Source organism: Actinoplanes sp. NPDC023714 (assembly GCF_040639855.1).
GTDB lineage: Bacteria > Actinomycetota > Actinomycetes > Mycobacteriales > Micromonosporaceae > Actinoplanes.
This window is the reverse complement of sequence record NZ_JBFAAR010000002.1, coordinates 329,675-350,020: the sequence shown is the minus strand read 5'-3', so window position 1 is coordinate 350,020 and position 20,346 is coordinate 329,675. Positions and strand designations below refer to the sequence as shown.

17 protein-coding genes are annotated in these 20,346 nt (G+C 72.3%); 6 read left to right on the top strand and 11 right to left on the bottom strand.

The features are described from left to right. Window positions 1-33 precede the first annotated feature (33 nt). Window positions 34-1,329, bottom strand: a complete 1,296-nt coding sequence (locus AB0G10_RS09385; protein ID WP_360918297.1) for a class I SAM-dependent methyltransferase — start codon at window positions 1,327-1,329, stop codon at window positions 34-36. Window positions 1,330-1,429: 100 nt separating this feature from the next. Then, a complete protein-coding gene (locus tag AB0G10_RS09380) occupies window positions 1,430-2,131 on the bottom strand; it encodes a hypothetical protein (RefSeq protein ID WP_360918296.1) in 702 nt (233 codons plus the stop codon). Between the two features lie 299 nt (window positions 2,132-2,430). Between AB0G10_RS09380 and AB0G10_RS09375 the strand changes: the two genes are divergently transcribed. Together AB0G10_RS09375 and AB0G10_RS09370 are read left to right on the top strand one after the other, a co-directional pair. Then, complete coding sequence (locus AB0G10_RS09375; RefSeq protein WP_360920662.1) at window positions 2,431-6,213, top strand: helix-turn-helix domain-containing protein; 3,783 nt, start codon at window positions 2,431-2,433, stop codon at window positions 6,211-6,213. A 75-nt stretch (window positions 6,214-6,288) separates the two neighbouring features. Next, entirely contained in the window at window positions 6,289-7,653 is a 1,365-nt protein-coding gene (locus tag AB0G10_RS09370; protein WP_360918295.1) for a hypothetical protein, read from the top strand. Here AB0G10_RS09370 and AB0G10_RS09365 read toward each other — a convergent pair. From AB0G10_RS09365 to AB0G10_RS09355, 3 genes are read right to left on the bottom strand one after another with little or no spacing between them, the layout of a single operon-like run. After that, window positions 7,633-8,070 carry a DUF6069 family protein gene (locus AB0G10_RS09365; RefSeq protein WP_360918294.1) on the bottom strand — a complete coding sequence of 146 codons (438 nt, stop codon included), beginning with the start codon at window positions 8,068-8,070 and terminating at the stop codon, window positions 7,633-7,635. The two genes, AB0G10_RS09370 and AB0G10_RS09365, sit on opposite strands and share 21 nt — an antisense overlap. Beyond that, window positions 8,063-8,518: an SRPBCC domain-containing protein gene (locus AB0G10_RS09360; protein WP_360918293.1), complete on the bottom strand. Its 456-nt coding sequence runs from the start codon at window positions 8,516-8,518 to the stop codon at window positions 8,063-8,065. Before AB0G10_RS09360 ends, AB0G10_RS09365 begins: the two co-directional genes overlap by 8 nt. Continuing rightward, complete coding sequence (locus AB0G10_RS09355) at window positions 8,515-8,859, bottom strand: metalloregulator ArsR/SmtB family transcription factor (RefSeq protein ID WP_360918292.1); 345 nt, start codon at window positions 8,857-8,859, stop codon at window positions 8,515-8,517. The genes AB0G10_RS09360 and AB0G10_RS09355 overlap by 4 nt, the downstream gene beginning before the upstream one ends. Before the next feature lie 60 nt (window positions 8,860-8,919). Between AB0G10_RS09355 and AB0G10_RS09350 the strand changes: the two genes are divergently transcribed. Next, the gene (locus tag AB0G10_RS09350; RefSeq protein ID WP_360918291.1) at window positions 8,920-9,693 is read left to right on the top strand and encodes a GDSL-type esterase/lipase family protein; all 774 of its coding nucleotides are present in this window, start codon (window positions 8,920-8,922) and stop codon (window positions 9,691-9,693) included. Here the strand turns inward: AB0G10_RS09350 and AB0G10_RS09345 are convergent. After that, window positions 9,630-10,397, bottom strand: a complete 768-nt coding sequence (locus AB0G10_RS09345; protein WP_360918290.1) for an alpha/beta hydrolase — start codon at window positions 10,395-10,397, stop codon at window positions 9,630-9,632. The two genes, AB0G10_RS09350 and AB0G10_RS09345, sit on opposite strands and share 64 nt — an antisense overlap. A 144-nt stretch (window positions 10,398-10,541) precedes the next feature. Here AB0G10_RS09345 and AB0G10_RS09340 point away from each other — a divergent pair, with 144 nt between their 5' ends. Beyond that, entirely contained in the window at window positions 10,542-11,081 is a 540-nt protein-coding gene (locus AB0G10_RS09340; RefSeq protein ID WP_360918289.1) for an alpha/beta hydrolase, read from the top strand. Here AB0G10_RS09340 and AB0G10_RS09335 read toward each other — a convergent pair. Beyond that, window positions 11,070-12,179 carry a thiamine pyrophosphate-dependent dehydrogenase E1 component subunit alpha gene (locus tag AB0G10_RS09335; RefSeq protein WP_360918288.1) on the bottom strand — a complete coding sequence of 370 codons (1,110 nt, stop codon included), beginning with the start codon at window positions 12,177-12,179 and terminating at the stop codon, window positions 11,070-11,072. The two genes, AB0G10_RS09340 and AB0G10_RS09335, sit on opposite strands and share 12 nt — an antisense overlap. 83 nt (window positions 12,180-12,262) lie before the next feature. Here AB0G10_RS09335 and AB0G10_RS09330 point away from each other — a divergent pair, with 83 nt between their 5' ends. Together AB0G10_RS09330 and AB0G10_RS09325 are read left to right on the top strand one after the other, a co-directional pair. Beyond that, complete coding sequence (locus tag AB0G10_RS09330; RefSeq protein WP_360918287.1) at window positions 12,263-13,378, top strand: epoxide hydrolase family protein; 1,116 nt, start codon at window positions 12,263-12,265, stop codon at window positions 13,376-13,378. A 33-nt stretch (window positions 13,379-13,411) separates the two neighbouring features. Next, entirely contained in the window at window positions 13,412-14,125 is a 714-nt protein-coding gene (locus AB0G10_RS09325; RefSeq protein ID WP_360918286.1) for an HAD family hydrolase, read from the top strand. On the opposite strand, the gene AB0G10_RS09320 is transcribed toward AB0G10_RS09325, so the two are convergent. The 4 genes from AB0G10_RS09320 to AB0G10_RS09305 all read right to left on the bottom strand — a co-directional run bounded on the left by AB0G10_RS09320 (window position 14,122) and on the right by AB0G10_RS09305 (window position 20,086). Then, window positions 14,122-14,676, bottom strand: a complete 555-nt coding sequence (locus AB0G10_RS09320; RefSeq protein ID WP_360918285.1) for an NAD(P)H-dependent oxidoreductase — start codon at window positions 14,674-14,676, stop codon at window positions 14,122-14,124. The genes AB0G10_RS09325 and AB0G10_RS09320 overlap by 4 nt on opposite strands. A 509-nt stretch (window positions 14,677-15,185) precedes the next feature. Next, on the bottom strand, window positions 15,186-17,294 hold the full coding sequence (locus tag AB0G10_RS09315) for a TPM domain-containing protein (RefSeq protein ID WP_360918284.1): 2,109 nt from the start codon (window positions 17,292-17,294) through the stop codon (window positions 15,186-15,188). Window positions 17,295-17,438: 144 nt separating this feature from the next. Beyond that, window positions 17,439-18,707 (bottom strand): hypothetical protein, encoded by a 1,269-nt coding sequence (locus AB0G10_RS09310; protein ID WP_360918283.1) that lies wholly within the window; start codon window positions 18,705-18,707, stop codon window positions 17,439-17,441. Then, window positions 18,707-20,086, bottom strand: a complete 1,380-nt coding sequence (locus tag AB0G10_RS09305) for an alcohol dehydrogenase catalytic domain-containing protein (protein WP_360918282.1) — start codon at window positions 20,084-20,086, stop codon at window positions 18,707-18,709. Before AB0G10_RS09305 ends, AB0G10_RS09310 begins: the two co-directional genes overlap by 1 nt. Window positions 20,087-20,346 lie beyond the last annotated feature (260 nt).

The following is a 20,346-nucleotide window of genomic DNA, read 5'->3' as shown; positions in this document are numbered from 1 at the left end:
CCTCGTACCAGGAACGGGCGGGCTTCTCCGGCGTCAGGCGAGGTAACCGGACCTGGTCGCGGGCATGCCGCTCGCGCCGTCGCGGTGGGTCCGGACGGCGAGGATCTGGTTGACGCCGATGTGCGACCGTTCGAAGGCGAGCGCCGACGCGGCCATGTAGAGCCGCCAGACGCGGGCCCGGCCCGGGGTCGTCACGTTCACGGCAGCGGACCACTCGGACTCCAGGTTCGCGACCCAGGCGCGCAGGGTGCGGGCGTAGTGCTCGCGCAGCGCGTGCACGTCGCGGACCTCGAAGCCGGCCTCCTCGAGCAGCGTCACCGTGGTGCCGGCCGGGGCGAGCTCGCCGTCCGGGAAGACGTAGGCGTCGATGAAGCTGCGCTGCTTGTGGTCGCCCGGGCCGGTCGCCGGGTGCAGGGCGGAGATCTGGTGGTTGAGCAGGCGGCCGCCCGGCTTGAGCCGGCCGTACAGGATGCTCGCGTAGTCCCGGTACGGCCCGGCGCCGACGTGCTCGGCCATCCCGACGCTGGCGATCGCGTCGAACGGGCCGTCGTCGAGGTCGCGGTAGTCCTGGACCCGGATCTCCACCTGGTGGCTCAACCCGGCGGCGGCCACCCGCTTGCGGGCGAACTCGGCCTGCTCGGTGGAGAGCGTGATGCCGACGACGTGGACGCCGTACTCGCGGGCCGCGTGGATCGCCAGGCCGCCCCAGCCGCACCCGACGTCGAGCAGGTGCTCACCGGGCCGGAGGCCGAGCTTGCGGCAGATCAGGTCGAGCTTGTCGCGCTGCGCGTCGGCGAGGCCGTAGCCGGGGTCGTCGGACGTCCAGTAGGCGCACGAGTAGACCATGCTCTCGCCGAGGACGAGCCGGTAGAAGTCGTTGCCGACGTCGTAGTGGTGGCTGATCGCCTGCCGGTCCCGGCTCCTGCTGTGCCGGGCGCCGGAGACCGTCATCTCCTCGGCGGGCGGCTTCGGATTGCTGCCGACGATGCCGAGCCGTACCGCCTCGCCCATCACGGAGCGTAACGGAACGTCCTTCACGCCGGGCGCGCGCCAGAGCAGCGGGGCGAGCCGGGCGAGGACGTCGTAGAGATCGCCTTCGACGTCCATCTCGCCGGCGACATACGCGCGGGCCAGGCCGAGCTGGTTGGGCTGCCAGACGAGCCGGCGCAGCGCCCGGCGGTGCCGGACCACCACGACCGGCGCGCCGGCCGGGCCCGCCTCGGAGTCGTCCCAGGCCCGGAGGCGGACCGGCAGGGGCGTTTGGAGCAGCGTCTCGAGCAGGCCCTTGAGCCGGTGGGCGGTGGTGTCGGTGGGGGTTCTGGTAGGCATGGATGACCTCCCGGGGTGGATCTCGAACACCTTCACTATCCGCCCGCCCACGCAATCTACATAAGCTCCTTCTGTAACTTTGTGTTGAACGACTCAGGCGTCAGAACGAGTTCTTGTACTTGCCGACGGCCTCGCCCAGGGTCTCGTCCGGATGACCGCTGCACTCGTAGCTGATCGCGGGAAGGGCGAGCGGGCTGCCGATCCCCCGCGCACCGATCTCGAGGCCGACCTCGCGCATGGCGGTGAGCTGCTGCTCCTGCGGAGCCCGGAGGAACTCGGCGCAGGTGGAGTCCTTGCCGAGGGTGAGGCGGTCGGTCACCGCGTCGAGGATCGCCCGGCCACCCGCCAGCAACGCGACGACCGCCACGACCACCACCGCGATCACCGCGATCAGGCCGCCGTAGCTCTTCCGGTGGTCGGCGTGGTTCCTCGTGATCTTGTCCCGGCCGGTGACGTCGCCACCCGCGCGAATGTTGCGCCAGTCCTGCCGGCTGCGCGAGTTGTCCTCCACTTGGCGTACCGCTCCTTCCATCCGGGCCGCGAGGGCCTCGTCACCACGTAGGGCCGCGGCGAGCACCGGCTCCGCCGCGGAAGCGTCTGAGGGGTCGTTGACGAACGAGTTCCAGAGCGCCTGCTCACCGATCCGGGCGAACGCCGACTCGATCAGCTGAGCGAGCGCGCCGGCCGCCTCCTCCTCCGGTGAGGTGGCCGGCAGCCCGCCCGCCTCACCGGGAAGCGGGAGATAGAGCATCGGCAGATAGGGCGTGATGGCCGCGAGGGCAGCGACCGCCAGTTCATGCATCGGCGACCTTCCGGGAGACGCGGGAATGTCCGGCGCTCGACGGTAGGTGCCGGCATCGGGGTTCCGCCGCTTCCGGCGCCACTCCCGGACGAACTCCGGACGGCCGTCGCCGGCGGCGCGTGTCCGAGGTTGTCCGGACATGGCCGCGACCGGTTCCCCGGCGGCCGCACCGGCGTCATGATGACGGCGCCATCCGGCCGGTCGTCCGGGATGGACGGTCACCCGTTGGCACGATGCCCCCGTGACTCCGTCGTCCCTAGAGTCGGAACACCTGGTGAGCGACGCAGGGGGGCAGAGGGATTCTCGAGCGCGCCGACGACGACCTGCGACGGGTCGAGACCCGCGAGGAGTGGGGCCACGCGCTGACTGGCCTGCGGCTCCGGGCCGGTCTCACCGTCCGGGAACTCGCCCGCCGGTGCGGGCTGTCGTCCGCGACGGCCGGCGGCTGGGTCAAGGGAACCCATCTCCCGGGCCCGGCCCAGCGCGACCAGTTCCGCACGCTGCTCGCCGCCTGCGGCGTACCCGGTGAGAACGTCCCGGCCTGGGAGGAGGCGCTCGACCGGGTACGGGAACGGACCGACGGGCGGCAGGGGCGGCGCGGCCCGGCCACCTCCCCGTATCGCGGACTGGAGCCGTTCGAGGCCGAGGACGCGGGGCTGTTCTTCGGGCGCGAGGACTTCGTCGACGAGATCCTGGACCGGCTCGCGGACCTGCGCGGAAACGGCCCGGACGAGCGTCTGCTGTTCCTGATCGGCGCCTCGGGATCGGGCAAGTCGTCGTTGCTGCGAGCCGGGGTGCAGCCGGCCGTCCTGGACTGCGCGTGGGACGGTGAGCCGTGGTCCGTGGCGATCATGGTGCCGGGTCCGGACCCGCTCACCGCCCTGAACCGGACTCTGGAGGGCGCCACCGAGCCGCGCCTGCTCATCGTGGACCAGTTCGAAGAGCTCTACACCCTCGCCGCCGGGCAGGCCTCCGGCTTCGTCGCCGCGCTGACCGGGCTCGGCCCCCGCACGCTGATCGTGGCGGGTCTGCGTGCCGACTTCTTCGCCGCGGCCGCGGCTGATCCTCGTCTCCTCCCGGCACTGCAGGAGCGGCAGATGGTGGTGCCGCCGCTCGCCGGGGAACAGGTGCGTGCCGCCATCGTCGGGCCCGCCGAGGCCTGCGACGTCCGCGTGGACGAGGCACTGGTCGAGGTGGTGCTCGCCGACGTTCTGCCGGGCCATCTGCCCGTCGCCCGGACCGGCCAGCAGCATGTGCTTCCGCTGCTGTCGCACGCCCTGCTCGCCGCGTGGAGACGGCGGGTGCGGGGCCGGCTCACCCTCCCGCACTACCGCGAGGCGGGCGGCCTCCGCGGCGCTGTCCAGCAGAGCGCCGAACAGGCGTACGCCGATCTGGATCCCGCCGGGAAGGAACTGGCACGCCGCCTCTTCCTGCGCCTGGTCACCGTCGACGACGATGTGATCACCACGAAGCGCCGGATCACCCTGGACGAGCTCCCGGCCGGACGGGAACAGATGCGGCCGGTGCTCGAGCGGTTCGTCGCCCAGCGGCTGATCACCGCGCACGAGCAGCACGTGGAGATCAGCCACGACGCGCTGCTCACCGCGTGGCCCCGCCTCGCCGAATGGATCGTCGCGGACCACGCCGGCCTGCTGGTGCACCGACGCTTGACCAGGGCCGCCGAGGACTGGCGGGCCGGTGGTTCCGACCCGCAGGGCCTGCTCCGGGGCAACCTGTTGATCCAGGTCGGCGAATGGGCCCGGGACCCCGATCATCGGGCCGCGATGAACGCCGCCGAACGGGACTTCCTCGACCGCAGCGTGGACGCCGAGGAGGCCGGGCGGCTGGCCGCGCGGCGGCGGGTACGTGTCCTCCGGCGGCTGGTCGCCGCGCTGATGGCGGTCGTGGTCGTCGCGGTCGGTCTCGCCGGCTATGCGTTCCGGGCCGGCAGCATCGCCGCCGACCAGCGCAAGGCCGCCGACCGTGCCCGCGACGAAGCGCTGTCCCGCCAGGTGGCGATCGAGTCCGACCGCACGCGTGCCGTCGACCCGGCGCTGGCCGGGCAGCTGGCGCTCGCGGCGTACCGGATATCACCGACCCTCGACGCCCGCTCGGCGCTGCTCGACGCGACCGCCGCCGGCGTGGTGCACCGGCTGATCGGGACATCCGGGCCGACCGTGCTGCGCATCGATCCGGGTGGCACGGTGATGGCGGTCAGCAGCGCCGGGGACGGCAGCGTGAACCTCTTCCGGTACGCGGGCGGCCGGCCCGGCGAGCGCCTCGGCGTCATACCGGCCGCCGAACCCGGCAAGGTCGTGTTCGCGCTGGCCTTCACCCCGGACGGGGACACCCTGGCGGTCGGTGGGGAGGGCGGCCGGGTGCACCTCCACGATGTACGCGACCCGGCCCGTCCCCTCGGTCTCGGTGCGGCTCCGGGCACCTTCGGCGAGGCGGTTCTATCGCTGGCGTTCGACCCGGGCGGCACCCGCCTGGTAGCCGGCGGCGGTGAGCCGTCGCTGCGTGCCTGGCAGATCACGCCCGGCACCGGCTGGCGGGCTCCCGCCGAGGTGACGATCTCCGGAGGGCAGGGTGCCGTCCAGGCCGTCGCCTATCGGCCGGACGGTGGCGGCCTGGCGGCGGCGGGCACCGCCGGGACGGTCCAGCTCTGGCCCGCCGCACGACTCGGCGACGCTCCGGCCGAGATCCCGCTGGGCACCACCACGGTCACCGCGCTCGCCTGGCCGCCGTCGGGCGACGCGCTGCTGGCAGGCGCCAAGGACGGCACCGCCGCGATACTCGACACCACGCGACACGAGATCCGCCGCAGGCTGGAGACCGGATTCACCTCCTGGGTGCACGCGGCGGCGTACGCGCCCGGCGGCGACCTGGTGGCAGTCGGCGGCTCGAACAACACGATGGCGGTCTTCGACGTGCACACCGGCGCACGGCTGGACAGCGTCGCCAGCGCCGCCCAGATCACCTCGGTCGGCTACTCGCCCGACGGCGGTGTGCTGCACATGGCAGCCGCCGACGGGGTAGTCCGCAGCTCGCCGGCCCGGCGCCGGCTGATCGATACCGGCGCCGGGCCGCTCTTCGCCCTGGGAGTCGACCGGTCCGGCACCCGGATCGCCGTCTCCTCCTCCGGCGCGGACGGTCACGTGCAGCTCTGGGGCATGCACGCGGGCACGCCGCGCCGCCTGCCGTCCGCAGCCAACCCGGTCGCCTTCGGCCCGTCCGCCGGCAGCGCGGCGATCTCTCCGGACGGCGGGCTCGTGGTCACCGGCAACCGCGAGGGCGTGGTCCTGCTCAACGGCCGGACCACCCTGTCCGGCTCGGCGAAGCTGGTCGAGGCGCTGCAGTTCAGCCCGGACGGCCGGCTGGTCGCCGCGGCGGCCGACGACGAACGGGTGCACCTCTGGGACGTCTCCGATCCGTCGTCGCCGCGTACCCTGCCCGACCTGGACACCGGCGGCCTGACGGCGAACGTGGCGTTCAGCCCGGACGGGCGCCTGCTGGCCGCCGCCAGCGTCGACCGGTTCGTGCACCTGTGGGACATCAGCGATCCGCGAGCGCCGGTCGCGCTGCCGTCGCTGGGCGGGTTCGACAACTACGCCTGGTCGGTGGCGTTCTCGCCGGACTCCCGGACGGTGGCCGCGGGTGGCGCCGACGACACCATCCGGCTCTGGGACCTCACCGACCCCCGGGCGGCCCGGCAGCTCGGCAGGCCGATCACCGGTCCCACCCACTACGTCTACAGCCTGGCCTTCCGGCCGGACGGCCGCGAGCTGGCCGCCTCCGGCGGCGACGGCTCGGTCTGGACCTGGAACGTCGGCACGCCTGCCGCGCCGCTGGTCACCGGAACGCTGCACGCGGCGAATCCGGGCGGCAAGACGTACGCGATCGCGTACCTCCCGGACGGCGCGACCCTCGCCGCCACCGGCACCTCCGGCCGGGTCACGTTCTGGGACACCGACGAGACGCGGATGGCCGACGCCCTGTGCTCCGGCGGCGGCGACCCGCTCACCGTGGCCGAATGGGCGAAGTACCTTCCGGGGTCCGCGTACCGCCGGACCTGTCCGTGACACGACTGCGGCGCGGACCGGGCGGTGGGAGGGTCGGCGGTGCCGCTGGGACGCGACCGCTTCTAAGGACTCGTCATGAGAGAGAACATTCGCGGACTGCCGTACTGGGAGATCACCTTCGACAAGGACGGCAACCTCGTCGACGACGGCGGGCTGGAGAGCGAGCTCGCGGCCGATGAGCTCTTCGTCTTCAGCCACGGCTGGAACTCGTCGCCGGCCGGCGCCCGGCGGCACTACGACTTCATGTTCGATCAGCTCGCCCGGATGACGGCGGGCCACGCCATCGGCTTCGCCGGGGTGATCTGGCCGTCGCTGCTGTTCCCGGAGGACGACCCGGCCGCGAGCGGGCCACTGCCGACCGGCCCGGCCGCGGGCGGGCCACTGCCGACCGGCCCGGCCGCGAGCGGGCCCCTGCCGACCGTGCCCGGCGCCGCGCGGAGCACTCCCCTGGCCCCGCCCGGCCCGCCGCCCGCGCAGGCCCCGCGGTCCAGCGGCGCGGAGATCGCGGCGGCGCTCGCGCCGGCCTTCCCGAACCATCAGGCCGAGCTCGCCATGCTCGGCGGCCTGCTGGACCAGCGCCCGCCGGACCCGCAGCAGCTGCTCACCTTCATCGAGCTGACCCGCGGCCTGATCGGCACGGACAACGACATCGAGGAGGACCGCGGCGAGGGGATGGTGCTCACCTCGTCGCCGCGGACCGTGCTGGACACCATGTCGATGCTGGCCCCGCTGCCGTCGCCGGACGCGCGGGCCGGCCTCACCCCGTTCGGCGTGCTCTGGAAGGGGGCGAAGGAGCTGCTGCGGGTCGCCGCCTACTACGAGATGAAGAACCGGGCCGCCGTGGTCGGCCGGCGCGGGCTCGGACCGCTGCTGGGCCGCCTCGCCGGACGGCCGGGTGCGCCGCGCGTGCATCTGATCGGGCACAGTTTCGGCGCCCGGCTGGTGGCGTACACGCTGGCCGGCCTGCCGCCGGCGCTGCGCGGGCACGCCAGCCCGGTGAAGTCGCTGCTGCTCATCCAGGGCGCGTTCAGCCACTTCGCGTTCGCGGCGAACGCGCCGGTCAGCGCCGGCCGGGGCGCGCTGGCCGGCGAGGCCGACCGGGTGGACGGCCCGCTGCTGGCGACGTTCTCCCGCAACGACCGGGCGATCGGCTGGTGGTACCCGAACGCCAGCCGGCTGGCCTGGCTGGACGCCCAGTCGCTGGTGAACCCGAACTTCCGCTGGGGCGGCATGGGCACCGACGGCTTCCAGCAGGCCGCCGCCCAGACGGTGCCGCTGGGCCCGGAGGGCAGCCAGTACAAATTCCAGCCGGGTACGTTCTACCGGCTCGACGGCGACGACGTGATCTCGCACGGCTGGTCGTTCTTCGCGGGCGCCCACTCCGACATCGACCAGCCGCACCTGGCCTGGGCGGCGACGTCAGCGGCCGGGCTGGTGTGACCGCAGCAGCGCGCAGGCGCCGACGACGATCGGGACCAGCGTGAGGTGGCACAGCGCCAGGGTGATCGTGCTGACCGTGTCGAGGTCGGCCGGCAGCGTCATCGTCGCGATGGTCCCGATCGCCAGCACCGAGCCGACGATCGCGCCGGCCCGGGCCGCCCAGGGGAACCGCCGGGCCAGCAGTGCGACGAGGACGAGCCCGGCGGCGAGCGGCACCGCGCTGAATCCGGCGACCGTCACGGCGCCGACCTCGGCCGGGCCGTCCGGCGTGGTGAAGGCGAAGCTGCCGCCGGCCAGCCTGCCGCAGGCATGGACGATCACGTTGACCACCACGGCGAGGACGACGGCGAAGACCACCACTTTCGTACGGGAAAGCGAACGCAACGCCGGGCTCGCGGCCCTGAGCAGGTCAGGCATCGGCGTGCTCGCGCAGCACGAAGGCCTCGATCCGGGCGAGCGCGCCGGCCCACACCTCGGCCACGAAGAAGTCGCGGATCTCCGGCGCCGGGAAACCGCTCTGCACCACGGTCATGAGCGTGCCGTCGCCGGCCGCCTCGAACGAGATCTCGATCCGGGTCGTCATGGTCATGCCGTCCGGGGAGACGCCCGTCGACTCGGTGACCAGCCGGTGCGGGCGGTCGATCTCGAGGAACGTCTGCGTCTCCCGGAACAGCGCGTCGGGGCTCGGCCCCCACACCGCGGTCTGCTTGCCGCCGACCCGCAGGTCGACCTCGATCTCGACGATGCCCGGCTCCTCGTCGAGGATGCTGAACCAGACCTTCTGCTTCTCGGCGTCGGTGTAGGCGTCGAAGACCTGCTCGGGGGTGGCCGGCAGCCGCCGCTCCATCCGCATCTCGAGGCTCATGTCGCTGGTCCCTTCGGGTCGGGGTTCAGGGTGAAGTAGGCGTCGAGGCCGTCCAGGCGACGGGCCCAGAGCCGCTGGTAGAAGCCGATCCAGGCCATCGCCTCGTCGAGCGGCGCGGCGCTGAGCCGGCACTGCCGGGAGCGGCCGACCTTCTCGGTGACCACGAGGCCGGCGTCCTCGAGGACCTGGACGTGTTTCTTCATGCCGGTCAGCGTCATCCCGGTGGGTTCGGCGAGCTCCCCGACCGTGGCCGGGCTCTGGCCGAGGCGGACCAGGATGCCGCGCCGGGTGGGATCGGACAGGGCCGCGAAGACCCGATCCAGGACCGCTTGCTGAACCATGTGGTTCACCATATGACACTGAACCGAATAGTTCAACGTTTCGGATGGCATGATCGCCGGGTGGGAACACCGCTTTCGTACGCCGCGCTGGGCAGCTCGTTCGCGTCCGGTCCCGGGATCGACCCGATCGTGGACGCGGCCGCCATGCGGTCGGCGAACAACTACCCGCACGTGCTGGCCCGCGCGCTCGGCGCCGACCTCACCGACCTGAGCGTCTCGGGCGCCACCACCGCGACCATCCTCGACCAGCCGCAGGTCACGATGGCGGGGGCCCGGTTCGCGCCGCAGCTGGACGGCGTGCCGCCGGACGCCGGGCTGGTCACCGTGACGGCGGGCGGCAACGACCTGCGCTACATGACCGCGATGATGTTCGCCGGGTGGAACCGGGTCCGGCCCGGCGGCCCGGCCGCCACGATGCTCGCCGCCGACCTCCCGGACGGCCCGCCCGTGCCGTCCGCCGCCGACGTGGAGCGGACCGCGGCCGGCCTCGCCGCGATCGTGACCAGGGTCCGCGCCCGGGCGCCGCGGGCGCGGATCCTGCTCGTCGACTACCTCACGGTGCTCGGCGACGACCCGGCGCCGGAGCCGTTCGGCGACCCCCTCTTCCGGGACATCCAGTCCGCGCTGGAGAGCGCCTACGTCACGGCCGCGGCCCGCTCCGGCGCCGAGCTCGTCGCCGTCTCGGCGATCAGCCGCGGGCACGCGCTCGGGTCAGCCGAGCCGTGGATCCACCCGTTCACCCCCACGGCGGCCGGCGCCTACAGCTCCCTTCACCCGAACGCCGCGGGCATGGCCGCCGTCGCAGCCGCGATCGCGTGGCGCCTGAAGAACTGAACGTCGCCGTCCAGCTCGTGCCGCGGCAGCTCGCCGTGCCGGCCCGGGTTCGCGGCCATCGTCTTCTCCGCCGACCCGAACGCGTCGAACAGCGCCAGGCCCTGCTCGCGGGGCACCCGCTCGTCGTCCCACTGGAGCAGGAACCGCACCGGCACCGTGATCCGGGCCGCGACCCCGGCCGACGCGAGCGCGCCGCCGAGGCCGAGCACCGCGGCGCGGACCCGCGGCTCGGCGGCCACGAAAGGCACACCCAGTCCACAGCCGAGCGATACGCCCCAGTAGCCGACCGGGCCGGTTCCGACGTACGGAATCGATTGCACTTGATCGACGACCGCCCGCCATTCCGGCACGGTCCGGCGCGCCACCAGGGCCTGAAAGCCCGCGATGAGCGGGGCCATGTCCTCGCCCGCCTCGACCCGAGCCTGATTCTCCGTGGCGATCCGGTCGAGCTCCGGATCGACCGGCCGGTCGCCGTGACCGGGCACGTCGACCGCCACCACGGCGCAGCCCAGCTCCGTGACGAACCGGTGGGCCCGGGCCGACATGCCGGGCGCCCTCTTGTGCTGACCGCCGCCGTGCCCGAGAAGGATCAACGGCCGGCTCTCCGCCGCCTCGAGCGGCGTCCAGAGCACGCCGGGGATCTCGTCGTGCCGGAATTCCTGTTCACGGACGCCGTGGGACGACGTCTCGGAGATGAAACGCATGCGCTCACACGCCTTTCGCGGATGCTTCCCGCGAGCGCTCCCTAGACCATGCGAGGGAGGGAGGCCCGACCTGTCATCGTGTTGATCGGTCTCACCTCCTCGGGCCGCAGGGCTGCATGGCGGCGTCGAGATTACCGTATGTCGATGCTGACCGGAATCCTGGTGCCCGGCCGCGCCTACGACACCGAGGCGCCGCTCTTCGACATCGCCGACTTCGTCCTGACCGCCCGCGGTCATCGCATCGAGCGCATCGGCTGGACCGTTCCCCCGGCCCTGCTCGAGATCGGCCCCGAGCCGTTCGTGCGCGCCCACGTGACCGCGGCCCTGCACACCGCCCGGGCCGATGCCCCCTCCGCCCGGCCGGTCCTGATCGCCAAGTCGCTGGGCAGCTACGCCGCCGCCCTCGCCGCCGAGCAGCGGTTGCCGGCGATCTGGCTGACGCCACTGCTGTACGAGCCCGCGGTGGTCGCGGCGATCACCGCCAACCCCGCGCCGCAACTGCTCGTCGGCGGGACCGAGGACTTCGCGTGGAAGCCGGAGCAGGCGAACGCCACCGGCAAGCGGCTGCTGGAGATCCCCGGGGCCGACCATTCGCTGCGCGTGCCGGGGCCGGTGAGCGCCTACACCGACGTCCTGGCCGAGGTCGGCGCCGCGATGGAGCGCTTCCTCGGATCACTCGAATGAGGCGTGGTACTCCGCGAACCGCGCTCGCTGGGCGTCCACCAGGTGCGAGCCCTCCGGGTAGATGTGGTCGAACATCTCGACGGGTTTCGGGTCGGGCATGGCGAGGACCCGCTCGCGCAGATCCAGCGCCAGCCTGCGCGCGTCCTCGTCCACCTCGCCGAAGAAGCCGTCGTCGGCGATCTGCTGCTTCAGCAGGAACTGCTTGACCCGGCTGATCGGGTCCTTCGCCTTCCACGACTCGACCTCGCTGGCGATCCGGTACCGCGTCGGGTCGTCGGAGCTCGTGTGCGCGCCCATCCGATAGGTGTAGGCCTCGATCAGCGTGGGGCCCTGGCCGGTGCGGGCGTTGTCGAGGGCCGCGCGGGTGACGGCGTAGCTGGCGAGCACGTCGTTGCCGTCCACCCGGATGCCGGGGAAGCCGTAGCCGCCGGCGCGCTGGTAGAGCGGCGCCCGGGCCTGGCGTTCCAGCGGGAGCGAGATGGCGTACTGGTTGTTCTGGCAGAAGAACACGATCGGCGCGTTGAAGACGCCGGACCACACGAAGGACTCGTTGACCTCGCCCTGGCTGGTGGCGCCGTCGCCGAGATAGGCGATCACGGCCTCGCCGTCGGCGCTGCCGGTGCGGCCGTCCATGGTCACGCCCATCGAGTAGCCGGTGGCGTGCAGCGTCTGCGAGCCGATGACCAGGGTGTAGAGGTGGAACTTGTGCGCGTCCGGGTCCCAGCCGCCCTGGTCGACGCCGCGGAACAGGCCGAACGGCATGATCGGGTCGATACCCCGGCAGTAGAGGACGCCGTGCTCCCGGTAGGTCGGGAACGCCATGTCCTGCGGCCGCAGCGCCCGCCCCGAGCCGACCTGCGCGGCCTCCTGCCCGAGCAGGCTCGCCCACAGGCCGAGCTCGCCCTGCCGTTGCAGCGCCAGCCCCTCGGTGTCGAGCCTCCGGACCGTCACGAGGTCGCGGTAGAGGCCGCGGTACTCCTCGTCGGTGAAGTCGGCGGTGTAGGTGACGCCCTCGGCCGTGGTCACGCTGTCCACCCGCTCGCCGTCCGGGGTCAGCAGTTGCACGTATCCACCGGGCGGGACGTCATGTTGATCCACACGGAGGACGCTAGTCCGTCCGCGCCGGGAGCCGGGTGTGTTCTGCGCCCTTGCGCCGGAGCTTCCTGCACTATCCTGCCCCGGTGACCGGTTCCCATCACCGCGATCCGCGGCCGTTCCGGGTCCGGGTTCCCGAGTCCGATCTGGCCGACCTGCGGGAGCGGCTGGCGCGCACCCGATGGCCCGAGCCCTCCCCCGCGGCGGATTGGGATCAGGGCATACCCCTTTCTTCGGTACGAGACCTGTGCCGCTGGTGGGCCTCCGGCTACGACTGGCGCGCCGCCGAGGAGCGGCTCAACGCGTGGCCGCAGTTCCTGGTGACGGCCGGCGGCACCGAGCTGCACGTCGTGCACGCGAGGTCGGCGAAGGAGGGAGCCCTGCCCCTGGTGCTCACGCACGGCTGGCCCGGGTCGGTGCTGGAGCTGATCGGGCTGGTGGAGCCGCTGCTCGACGAGTTCGACGTGGTGATCCCCTCGCTGCCCGGCTATGGCTTCAGCGCGAAACCGGCCGAGACCGGGTGGGGCGTCGAGCGGATCGCGGATGCCTGGGCCGATCTCATGAGCCGGCTCGGGTACGGACGATACGGCGCGGCCGGGAGCGACTGGGGCACGAGCATCTCCACCGTGCTCGCCCAGCGCCACCCGGACCGGGTCGCCGGCATCCACCTCGTGCCACCGCTGGCCGGCCCCGCCGCGGACGACGTGCTGACCGCTGACGAGCAGGCGGCCCTCGACCAGATGCGGCGGCGCGGGCGGGACTCGTCGGCCTACTCCGAAGTGCACCGCACCGCGCCGCAGACGATCGGGTACGCGCTGCTCGACTCCCCCGCCGGGCTGTGCGCGTGGATGGCCGAGAAGCTGCTCACCTGGGGCGACCTGACCCGGGATCAGGTGCTGGATCAGGTGACCCTCTACTGGCTGACCGGCACGGCCGCGTCGTCGGCCCGGCTCTACGCGGAGAGCATCGCCCAGGTCGCCACGTGGATGGCGGATGGCGCTGCCACGGGACCGGTCCCCGTACCCATGGGGGCCTCGATCTTCTCCAACGAGGTCCCGAGGACGTCGCGGCGGCAGGCGGCGCGACGATTCCCGGACATCAGGTATTGGGCCGAGCACGGGCGCGGCGGCCACTTCCCCGCACTGGAGGTGCCGGAGCTGCTGGTCGGAGATCTGAAGGCGTTCTTCCGCCGCGTGATGTGAAACGGACTTGAGTACGGCGGTTAGGGTCCGGACATGCTCATCGATACGGCGCCCGCACCGATCAACGGGGTCATCTTCGACTTCCACGGCACGCTCGTGGCAGGGGGTGACGCGGAGGGATGGATCGACGCGGCTCTGCGCAGCCTCGGCGGGACCACGCAGCTCGACAGCGCTCACCGGGCCGGACTCCGGGAACATCTGGACCACATCTGGCACCACGCCCACACGATCGACCCGCGCAGCGAGCGCGATCTGAGCCACGACCGGCATCGGGACGTCTTCGCGCGGACCGTCGCGCTGCACCCGGGCGCCGGACCGGAACTGATCGCCGCGCTGTACGCCGTGATGCCCGATCAGTGGGCGCCGTTCGCGGACACGGTTCCGGTGCTGCGCGAGTTGAGGGCCCGGGGTGTGCGGACCGTGGTGCTGTCGAACATCGGGCTCGACATCCGCCCGCACCTCGACCGGATCGGCGTCGGTGAGCTGATCGACGGGGTGGTGCTGTCGTACGAGGCGGGCCTGGTGAAGCCGGACCCGGCGATCTACGCGCGGGCGCTGGAGCTGCTCGGCGTGCCGGCCGTGGAGACGCTGATGGTCGGCGACAGCCCGCGGGACGACGTGGGTGGGGTGCCGCTCGGTGTTCGTACGCTGATCCTGCCCCGGACCGAAGGGCCGGTTCACGGTCTGGCCGCGGTGCTGCAGATGACCGGACGCCCGGCCCTGTCCGCCGGTCAGGGCCGCTTCTAGCGCACGGTCGCCAGCGCCCTGCTCCAGGACACCACCTCGTCGAGCAGCGTGGTGAGCTGCGGCAGCTGGTAGTCGCCCGGCTTGAAGACGCTGTAGTTCTCGAACTCGGTGCTGAGCGCGAGCGTCACCTGCTGGCGTACGTCGGCCATCTTCAGCTCCCCGGCGATGAGCCGCAGATGCTCGACCGCGCGGGCGCCGCCGACCGAGCCGTAGGAGACGAACCCGACCGCCTTGTTGTTCCACTCGGCGAAGAGGTAGTCGATGGCGTTCTTCAGCACGCCCGAGGTGCTGTGGTTGTACTCCGGGGTGACCATGACGTAGCCGTCGAACGAGGCCACCTTGGCGGCCCACCTCTTGGTGTGCTCGTGCTGGTACTGCCCCATCGACGGCGGGATCGGCTCGTCGAGGTGCGGCAGCGGGAAGTCGCGCAGGTCGACCAGCTCGAACTCGGCGTCACTGCGCTGCTCGGCGTGGTCGAGAACCCACTTCGCGACCTGTTCGCCGTTGCGGTTGGGGCGGGTGCTGCCGAGGATGATGCCGATGCGGGGCATGGCGGGCTCCAGTCTGAAGGCGTCGGAACGCGTGGCTGAAGCGGCACATTACGGACGTGCTGTTGCCGTGGAGGCCGTTTCCGCGGATTGGACCCGGGCGCTCTTGCCCCTCACGCGCGTGTTGAGTTGTGGTGCGAACCGGACCCCAACTCAACACACAACCGCAGCCCAGCCATCGCGTGTTGAGTTGCGGTGCGAACCGGACCCCAACTCAACACACAACCGCAGCCCGGCCATCGCGTGGTGAGTTGCGGTGCGAATCAGGCCTGAACTCAACACGCAGGGCGGGGAGCACCGCCGTCACCTCGGGGCGCGGGGTTGAGGGGCGGCGGACCGCGGCCGTGATGCGGCGGGTTCAGGCCGCGTTTCGTAGGACGCGGAGCCACTGGTTGACGGCTGCGACGGTGAGGGTGGCTTCGTAACCACCGGATCCCGTCGATGATGATCCGCATGGTCCATCCGCGCGGCCGATCACGACCCATTCCCGGGACGACACTACGAAGCACGGCTTAGAAGCGGCCGCCGCCACCTCGCCGGCCGCCACCGCCGCCACCGCCGCCGGTGCGACGGGCTCGTGATCCGCTTCCGCCGAAGCCGCCGCCTCCGAAACCGCCTCCCCCGAAGCCGCCGTGTCCCCAGCCGCCACCGGCACGGCCGCCGGAGCGCATCGCCTCGGACAGGATGCCGCCGAGCACCGCGCCCGCGAACGAGCCGGTGTCGACGCCGCCCGAGCTCCAGCGGTTCACGTCGGCCTGGGCCGCGTGCCCGGCCGCCGCGGCGAGCCGGCGGGCCTCGGCCACCTCCCGCACCGCTGTATTCGGGTCGGTGACCGACAGCTGTTCGGCGAGGGCGAGGTGGCGCAGGGCTTCGGAGAGGCGTACCCGTGCGTCCGGCCCGACCGCGCCGCGCCGGGTGGTCACGAAGTCGTTCGCCGCACCGATCTCGGCCCGCGCCAGCGGAAGTGTCTGAGCCAGGACGGCCCGGGCGCGCGCGTCCCGTTCGGCCTGGTCGCGGGCGACCGCGAGGGCCGCGTCGAGCGCCGCGTCGGCGGCCTGGAGACGAGCCACCACAGCGACCGGATCCGGCTTGGCCGCCGCCAGATCGGCGTGCGCCCGGGCGACGGCCTGTTCACCGCCGGCCACCGCCGCTTCCAGGGAGCCCCCGCCAGCGGCCCCATTCGGCCCGGCCCCGTTCGTCCCGGCCCCGTTCGTGCCGGTCGCTTTTGTCCCGGCCCCGTCGCCCAGCGCGGCCCGCCCCGCCGCCGCGCCCGCCAGTGCATCCCGGCCGGCCACGATCTCCGCCTCGATCTCCGCGATCAGCGCCTCGGCGGCCGTGACCGCGGCCGGCAGATCCGAGGCGACCTTCGCGATGGCCGCGACGAGCTGCGAAGCCTGATCGATGGCCTGCTCAGCCGCCCGTACGGCGAGAGCCGCGGCAGCCCGCCCGCTCACAACGCCGGCAGCGCCGGGAGAACCGGCCTCGGGAGAGCCGGCCACCGGACCATCCAGGGCCTCCCTCGCCCGCCCCAGCGCCTCCCCCGCGAACACCAGCCTCTCCCGCGCCTGCGCCACATTCCCGGCGACCGCGCTCACCGGCTCCCCGCTGTACCGCCCCACCACCTCGGCGAGCGTCGCCGACGCGGCATCCAGCCCGGCCTCCACCGCCGCGCGCTGACCGTCGAGAGCGGACGCCACCTCCGCGGCCCGGCCCTCCAGATCCCGCAGCTCGTCGAACGCCTCCGACTCGGCGTCGAGGCGCGCGTCGGCCCCGCGGCACAACTCCACGATCCGGGCGAGGGTCCGCCGGCGGGCCGCGTCGTCGGGCGCCGGAACCTCCTCGAGCGTCATCCGCAGCCGGAACGCCTCGGCCACGTCCCGGCGCGCCGACGCGAGCGCCTCCTGGAACCGGGCGGTGACGGCGGCGCCGTACTGAGCGGTGGCAAGTTCGCCTTCGCGCTCACTGGCCCGCAGGTCGTCGTCGAGTTCGATGAGGAGGGCGTTGGCCTGGGCGGACAGCTCCTCCAGCGAGGGGCCGGCCGCGGGAGCGGGAGCCGGAGCACGGCGGCGACGGCGGCGCAGCACCACCCAGATCAGGGCGCCCACCACGATCACCGCGATGACGAGGAGCGCCCACCCGAGTCCTCCTCCACCGGCGACGGCGTCCTGATATCCGGCGGCCGCCGCGATCACCGCCCCGGACCAGTCCGACTTCGCCAGCGCCGGTTCGATGTCGTCGCGGGCCACCTCGGCGAGTTCGGCGTCGGTGAGCCGGGCGTCGTCGGGGAACGAGTACGCGTACGCCCGGTCCACGGTCGCCACCGCCAGCAGCGCGTCCCGATCCCCCAGGTCGCTGAGCCGCGCCGTCTCGTCGGTCCACTGCTGCGCCGGCACCCCGTCGAACGACTCGACGAACACCACGAACAGCTGGATCCCGGTCTCCCGCTGCATCTCGGCGAGCGCGTCGTCGATCGGCGCCCGATTGTCGATCACCCCGGCCATGTCCTGGACCTGCACCTCGAGCCGCATCGGCGCGTCGGCCCGGGCCACACCGGGTCCGGCCAGCACCGCGATCGGCACGAGCAGCGAGACGAGCAGGGTCCGCAGGCGCACGAGAGTCACCGCTTCAACCTATGCCGCGTGCGGCCGCACCGCCTTCCGACCCCGCCGGTGGGCGCGCTTCCCGCGCCGGTCACGCTTTTTTCCTCGTACGAATGAAGCGCTCGAAGCGCGACGTGACCACCTGGAAAGACCCCCGCTGAGCGGTCATCCTGCCCCGTGGAAGATCTGCGGCTCCTCGATGTGGTCGACCTCGGGGTCGTCGCGGAGGGCGGTGATCTGCTCCTCGGTCAGGTGCGCCGCGAAATACCAGCTCGTGGCCTTCTCGGGGGTGATGCCGTGACGCTCGGCCACGGTGCGGGGCGGGGAGAGCTCGGTGACCTGGACGAGGTGCGGGCCCTCGGCTCGGTGCCGGGCGCGGAGGTAGGGGGCGGGCTCGGTGCGCGGAGGTGGGGTGATCTCGGCGGCGGTGGCTTCGAGGAGGCGCTGTTTGATCGTGAGGTGGGCGGCTGGGCGGGAGAGGTGGGCGGCCAGGCGGTCCTTCCTGGCGCGGCCTTTCTTGCCCTCGCTTCTCTTGCCCTCGCTTTTCTTGCCCTCGTCTTTCTTGCCGCCTTCTTTGCCGCTTTTTCTGCCGCTCTTTCTGCCGCCGATCTCCTCGTCGCGGCCCCAGCGCAGGACCTCTTTGGCGTCGGCGGGGCGCCAGGGGCGGTAGGCCTCGTGGTGGATCTCGCGCAGCTCGGCCAGGTCATCCGGGGTGGGATGGACGTCGACATGGCCGGCGACGAGATCGGTGAGCCGGACGTGCTCGCGGAGACGGTCGGTGGCGAACGTCCAGCCACTTTCGGACAGCTCGCAGCCGCGCGGCGGAGTCACGTCGATCTGTGATCCGTATCGGACAATGTGAAGCGTGCACGGCAGGTAGACGGTCGGGTCGTCACGTGTGGACGCGGCGTACCAGGGCGGGGGTTCGTCCTCGTGCCGGTAGCTCGCGAACTCGTGGACGACCGGCGGCCCGAACGCCGGCGCGTCGAGGCGGGGCGCGATCGTGCGGGCGGCCCGGAGCAGCGCCTCGACCCGTTCGAACTTGACGACGACGTGCTCGGCGGGCCGCTGCAGCCGTTCGGCGATCTCCTCGGCCGGCATCCCGTCCCGGGTCCACTGGTAGACCGCGATCGCCTCGTCGGGGCGCCAGATCCGGTAGGCCCACGGATGCCGTACCCGCAGCTCATCGAGGGCCGCCGGGACCGGCCGAAGATCGACCCGCCCGGCGGCCACGTCGGTGAGGGAGACGCTGCGGTACGGCTCCGGACCGAAGTCGATGCGCGCGTTGTGCTCGGAGATCCGCACCGTCACGGCCGGCCCCTGGATGACGCCGCCCGCCCGCATCTCCAGCCGTACCCGGTAGGGCACATAGACCGTCGGATCCGACTCGAGGTCATGATCGAAGAACGCCCACGGATCGCGCCGCATATCCATCAGCGCGACGGGTCGATCATCGTCATGCCCGCCACCATGGCCTGATCGAAATCGGCCAGCAGTGTGGCCGCCTCGGCGAGCCCGACGGTCCGCTCGATCAGTTTCTGCGGTTGCAGGGAACCGTCCTCGATGAGCGCCAGCATGGCCGGATAGTCGGCGGCCGCCATGCCGTGACTACCGAGCACGTCGAGTTCCCACCCGATGACCCGGGCCATGGGTACGCGCGGATGCCCGCCGATCGGAGGCAGCAGGCCGACCTGCACATGCCTCCCCCGCCGACGAAGACTGAGGATCGCATCGGAGCAGGTCAGCTCACTCCCCACGGCGTCGACGGAGACGTGCGAACCCCCACCGGTCAGCTCACGAACCGCCCCCGAAATGTCCTCGATTGTTTCCAAGGCTGAGCCTGCACCATTCCTAGGAACCGCGCCCTCCCTCTTCCCAGGCACGGAGTCTGCGCCGTTCCCAGGAATCGCGCCCCTGCTCTTCCCAGGCACGGAGTCTGCGCCGTTCCCAGGAATCGGGTCTGTGCTCTTCCCCGGCGTGGGCGTCGCCGCGAGGAGCGTGTGCTCGGCGCCGAGGGCGGCGGCCACGGCGAGCGCTTCCGGGTTGCGGTCCACGGCGATCACGCGGGCACCCAGGGCACGGGCGATCATCACGGCGCTCAGTCCCACGCCGCCGGCGCCGACCACTGTCACCCATTCACCGGCGGTGAGGCGGGCCCGGCCGGCGAGAGCCCGATAGGCAGTGGCGAACCGGCATCCGAGCGCGGCCGCCGCCTCGAACCCGACCCGGGGCGGAATGGCGATGAGGTTGGTGTCCGCGGCGTGCAGGCCGACGTACCCGGCGAACGATCCCCAATGCGTGAACCCCGGCTGTTCCTGGGCAGGACACACCTGCGCCTGCCCGGTCCGGCACCACTCGCAGCGGCCGCACCCGCACACGAACGGAACCGTCACCCGGTCGCCGGCCATCCACCGCTCGACGCCCGCGCCCACTTCGGAGACGACGCCGGCGAGTTCATGCCCCGGTACGTGCGGAAACACGATGTCGTCGTCGTGCCCCGCCCACCCGTGCCAGTCGCTGCGGCACAACCCGGTCGCCTTGACCTCCACGACGACACCGCCCGGCGGCGCCGTAGGTTCCGGCACCTCCCCGATCCGCGGTTGAGTCCGGGCAGAGTCGACGATCACGGCGCGCACGGATGCATCCTGCCAGCTCCACCCACCGTTCCTGAAGCCCGCCCAACCCAGGAACACCATCCCCGCCGAACCTAGGACCAGCCAACCAAGGAATCCACTCCAACCCAGGAGGGCGCCTGAACCCAGGAACGCGCCCGAACCTAGGAACAGCTCGAACCTAGGAACAGAGACAGACACCTAGGAACAAAGCCGTACCCAGGCACACAGCCATACCCAGGCACACAGCCATACCCAGGCACACAGCCATACCCAGGCATGCAGCCAGACCTAGGAACGCGGCCATACCCAGGAACACAGCCGTACCCAGGCACGCGCTGAACCTCGGAACGGGCAAATCGACTCGCCGCCCGCGTACTGGCATGAGGACGTACATTTTCTTAATTGTCAAGTTCCGAGCCGGAATTCGCAGATACGAAGCGCGTCTTGATGACAAGCCA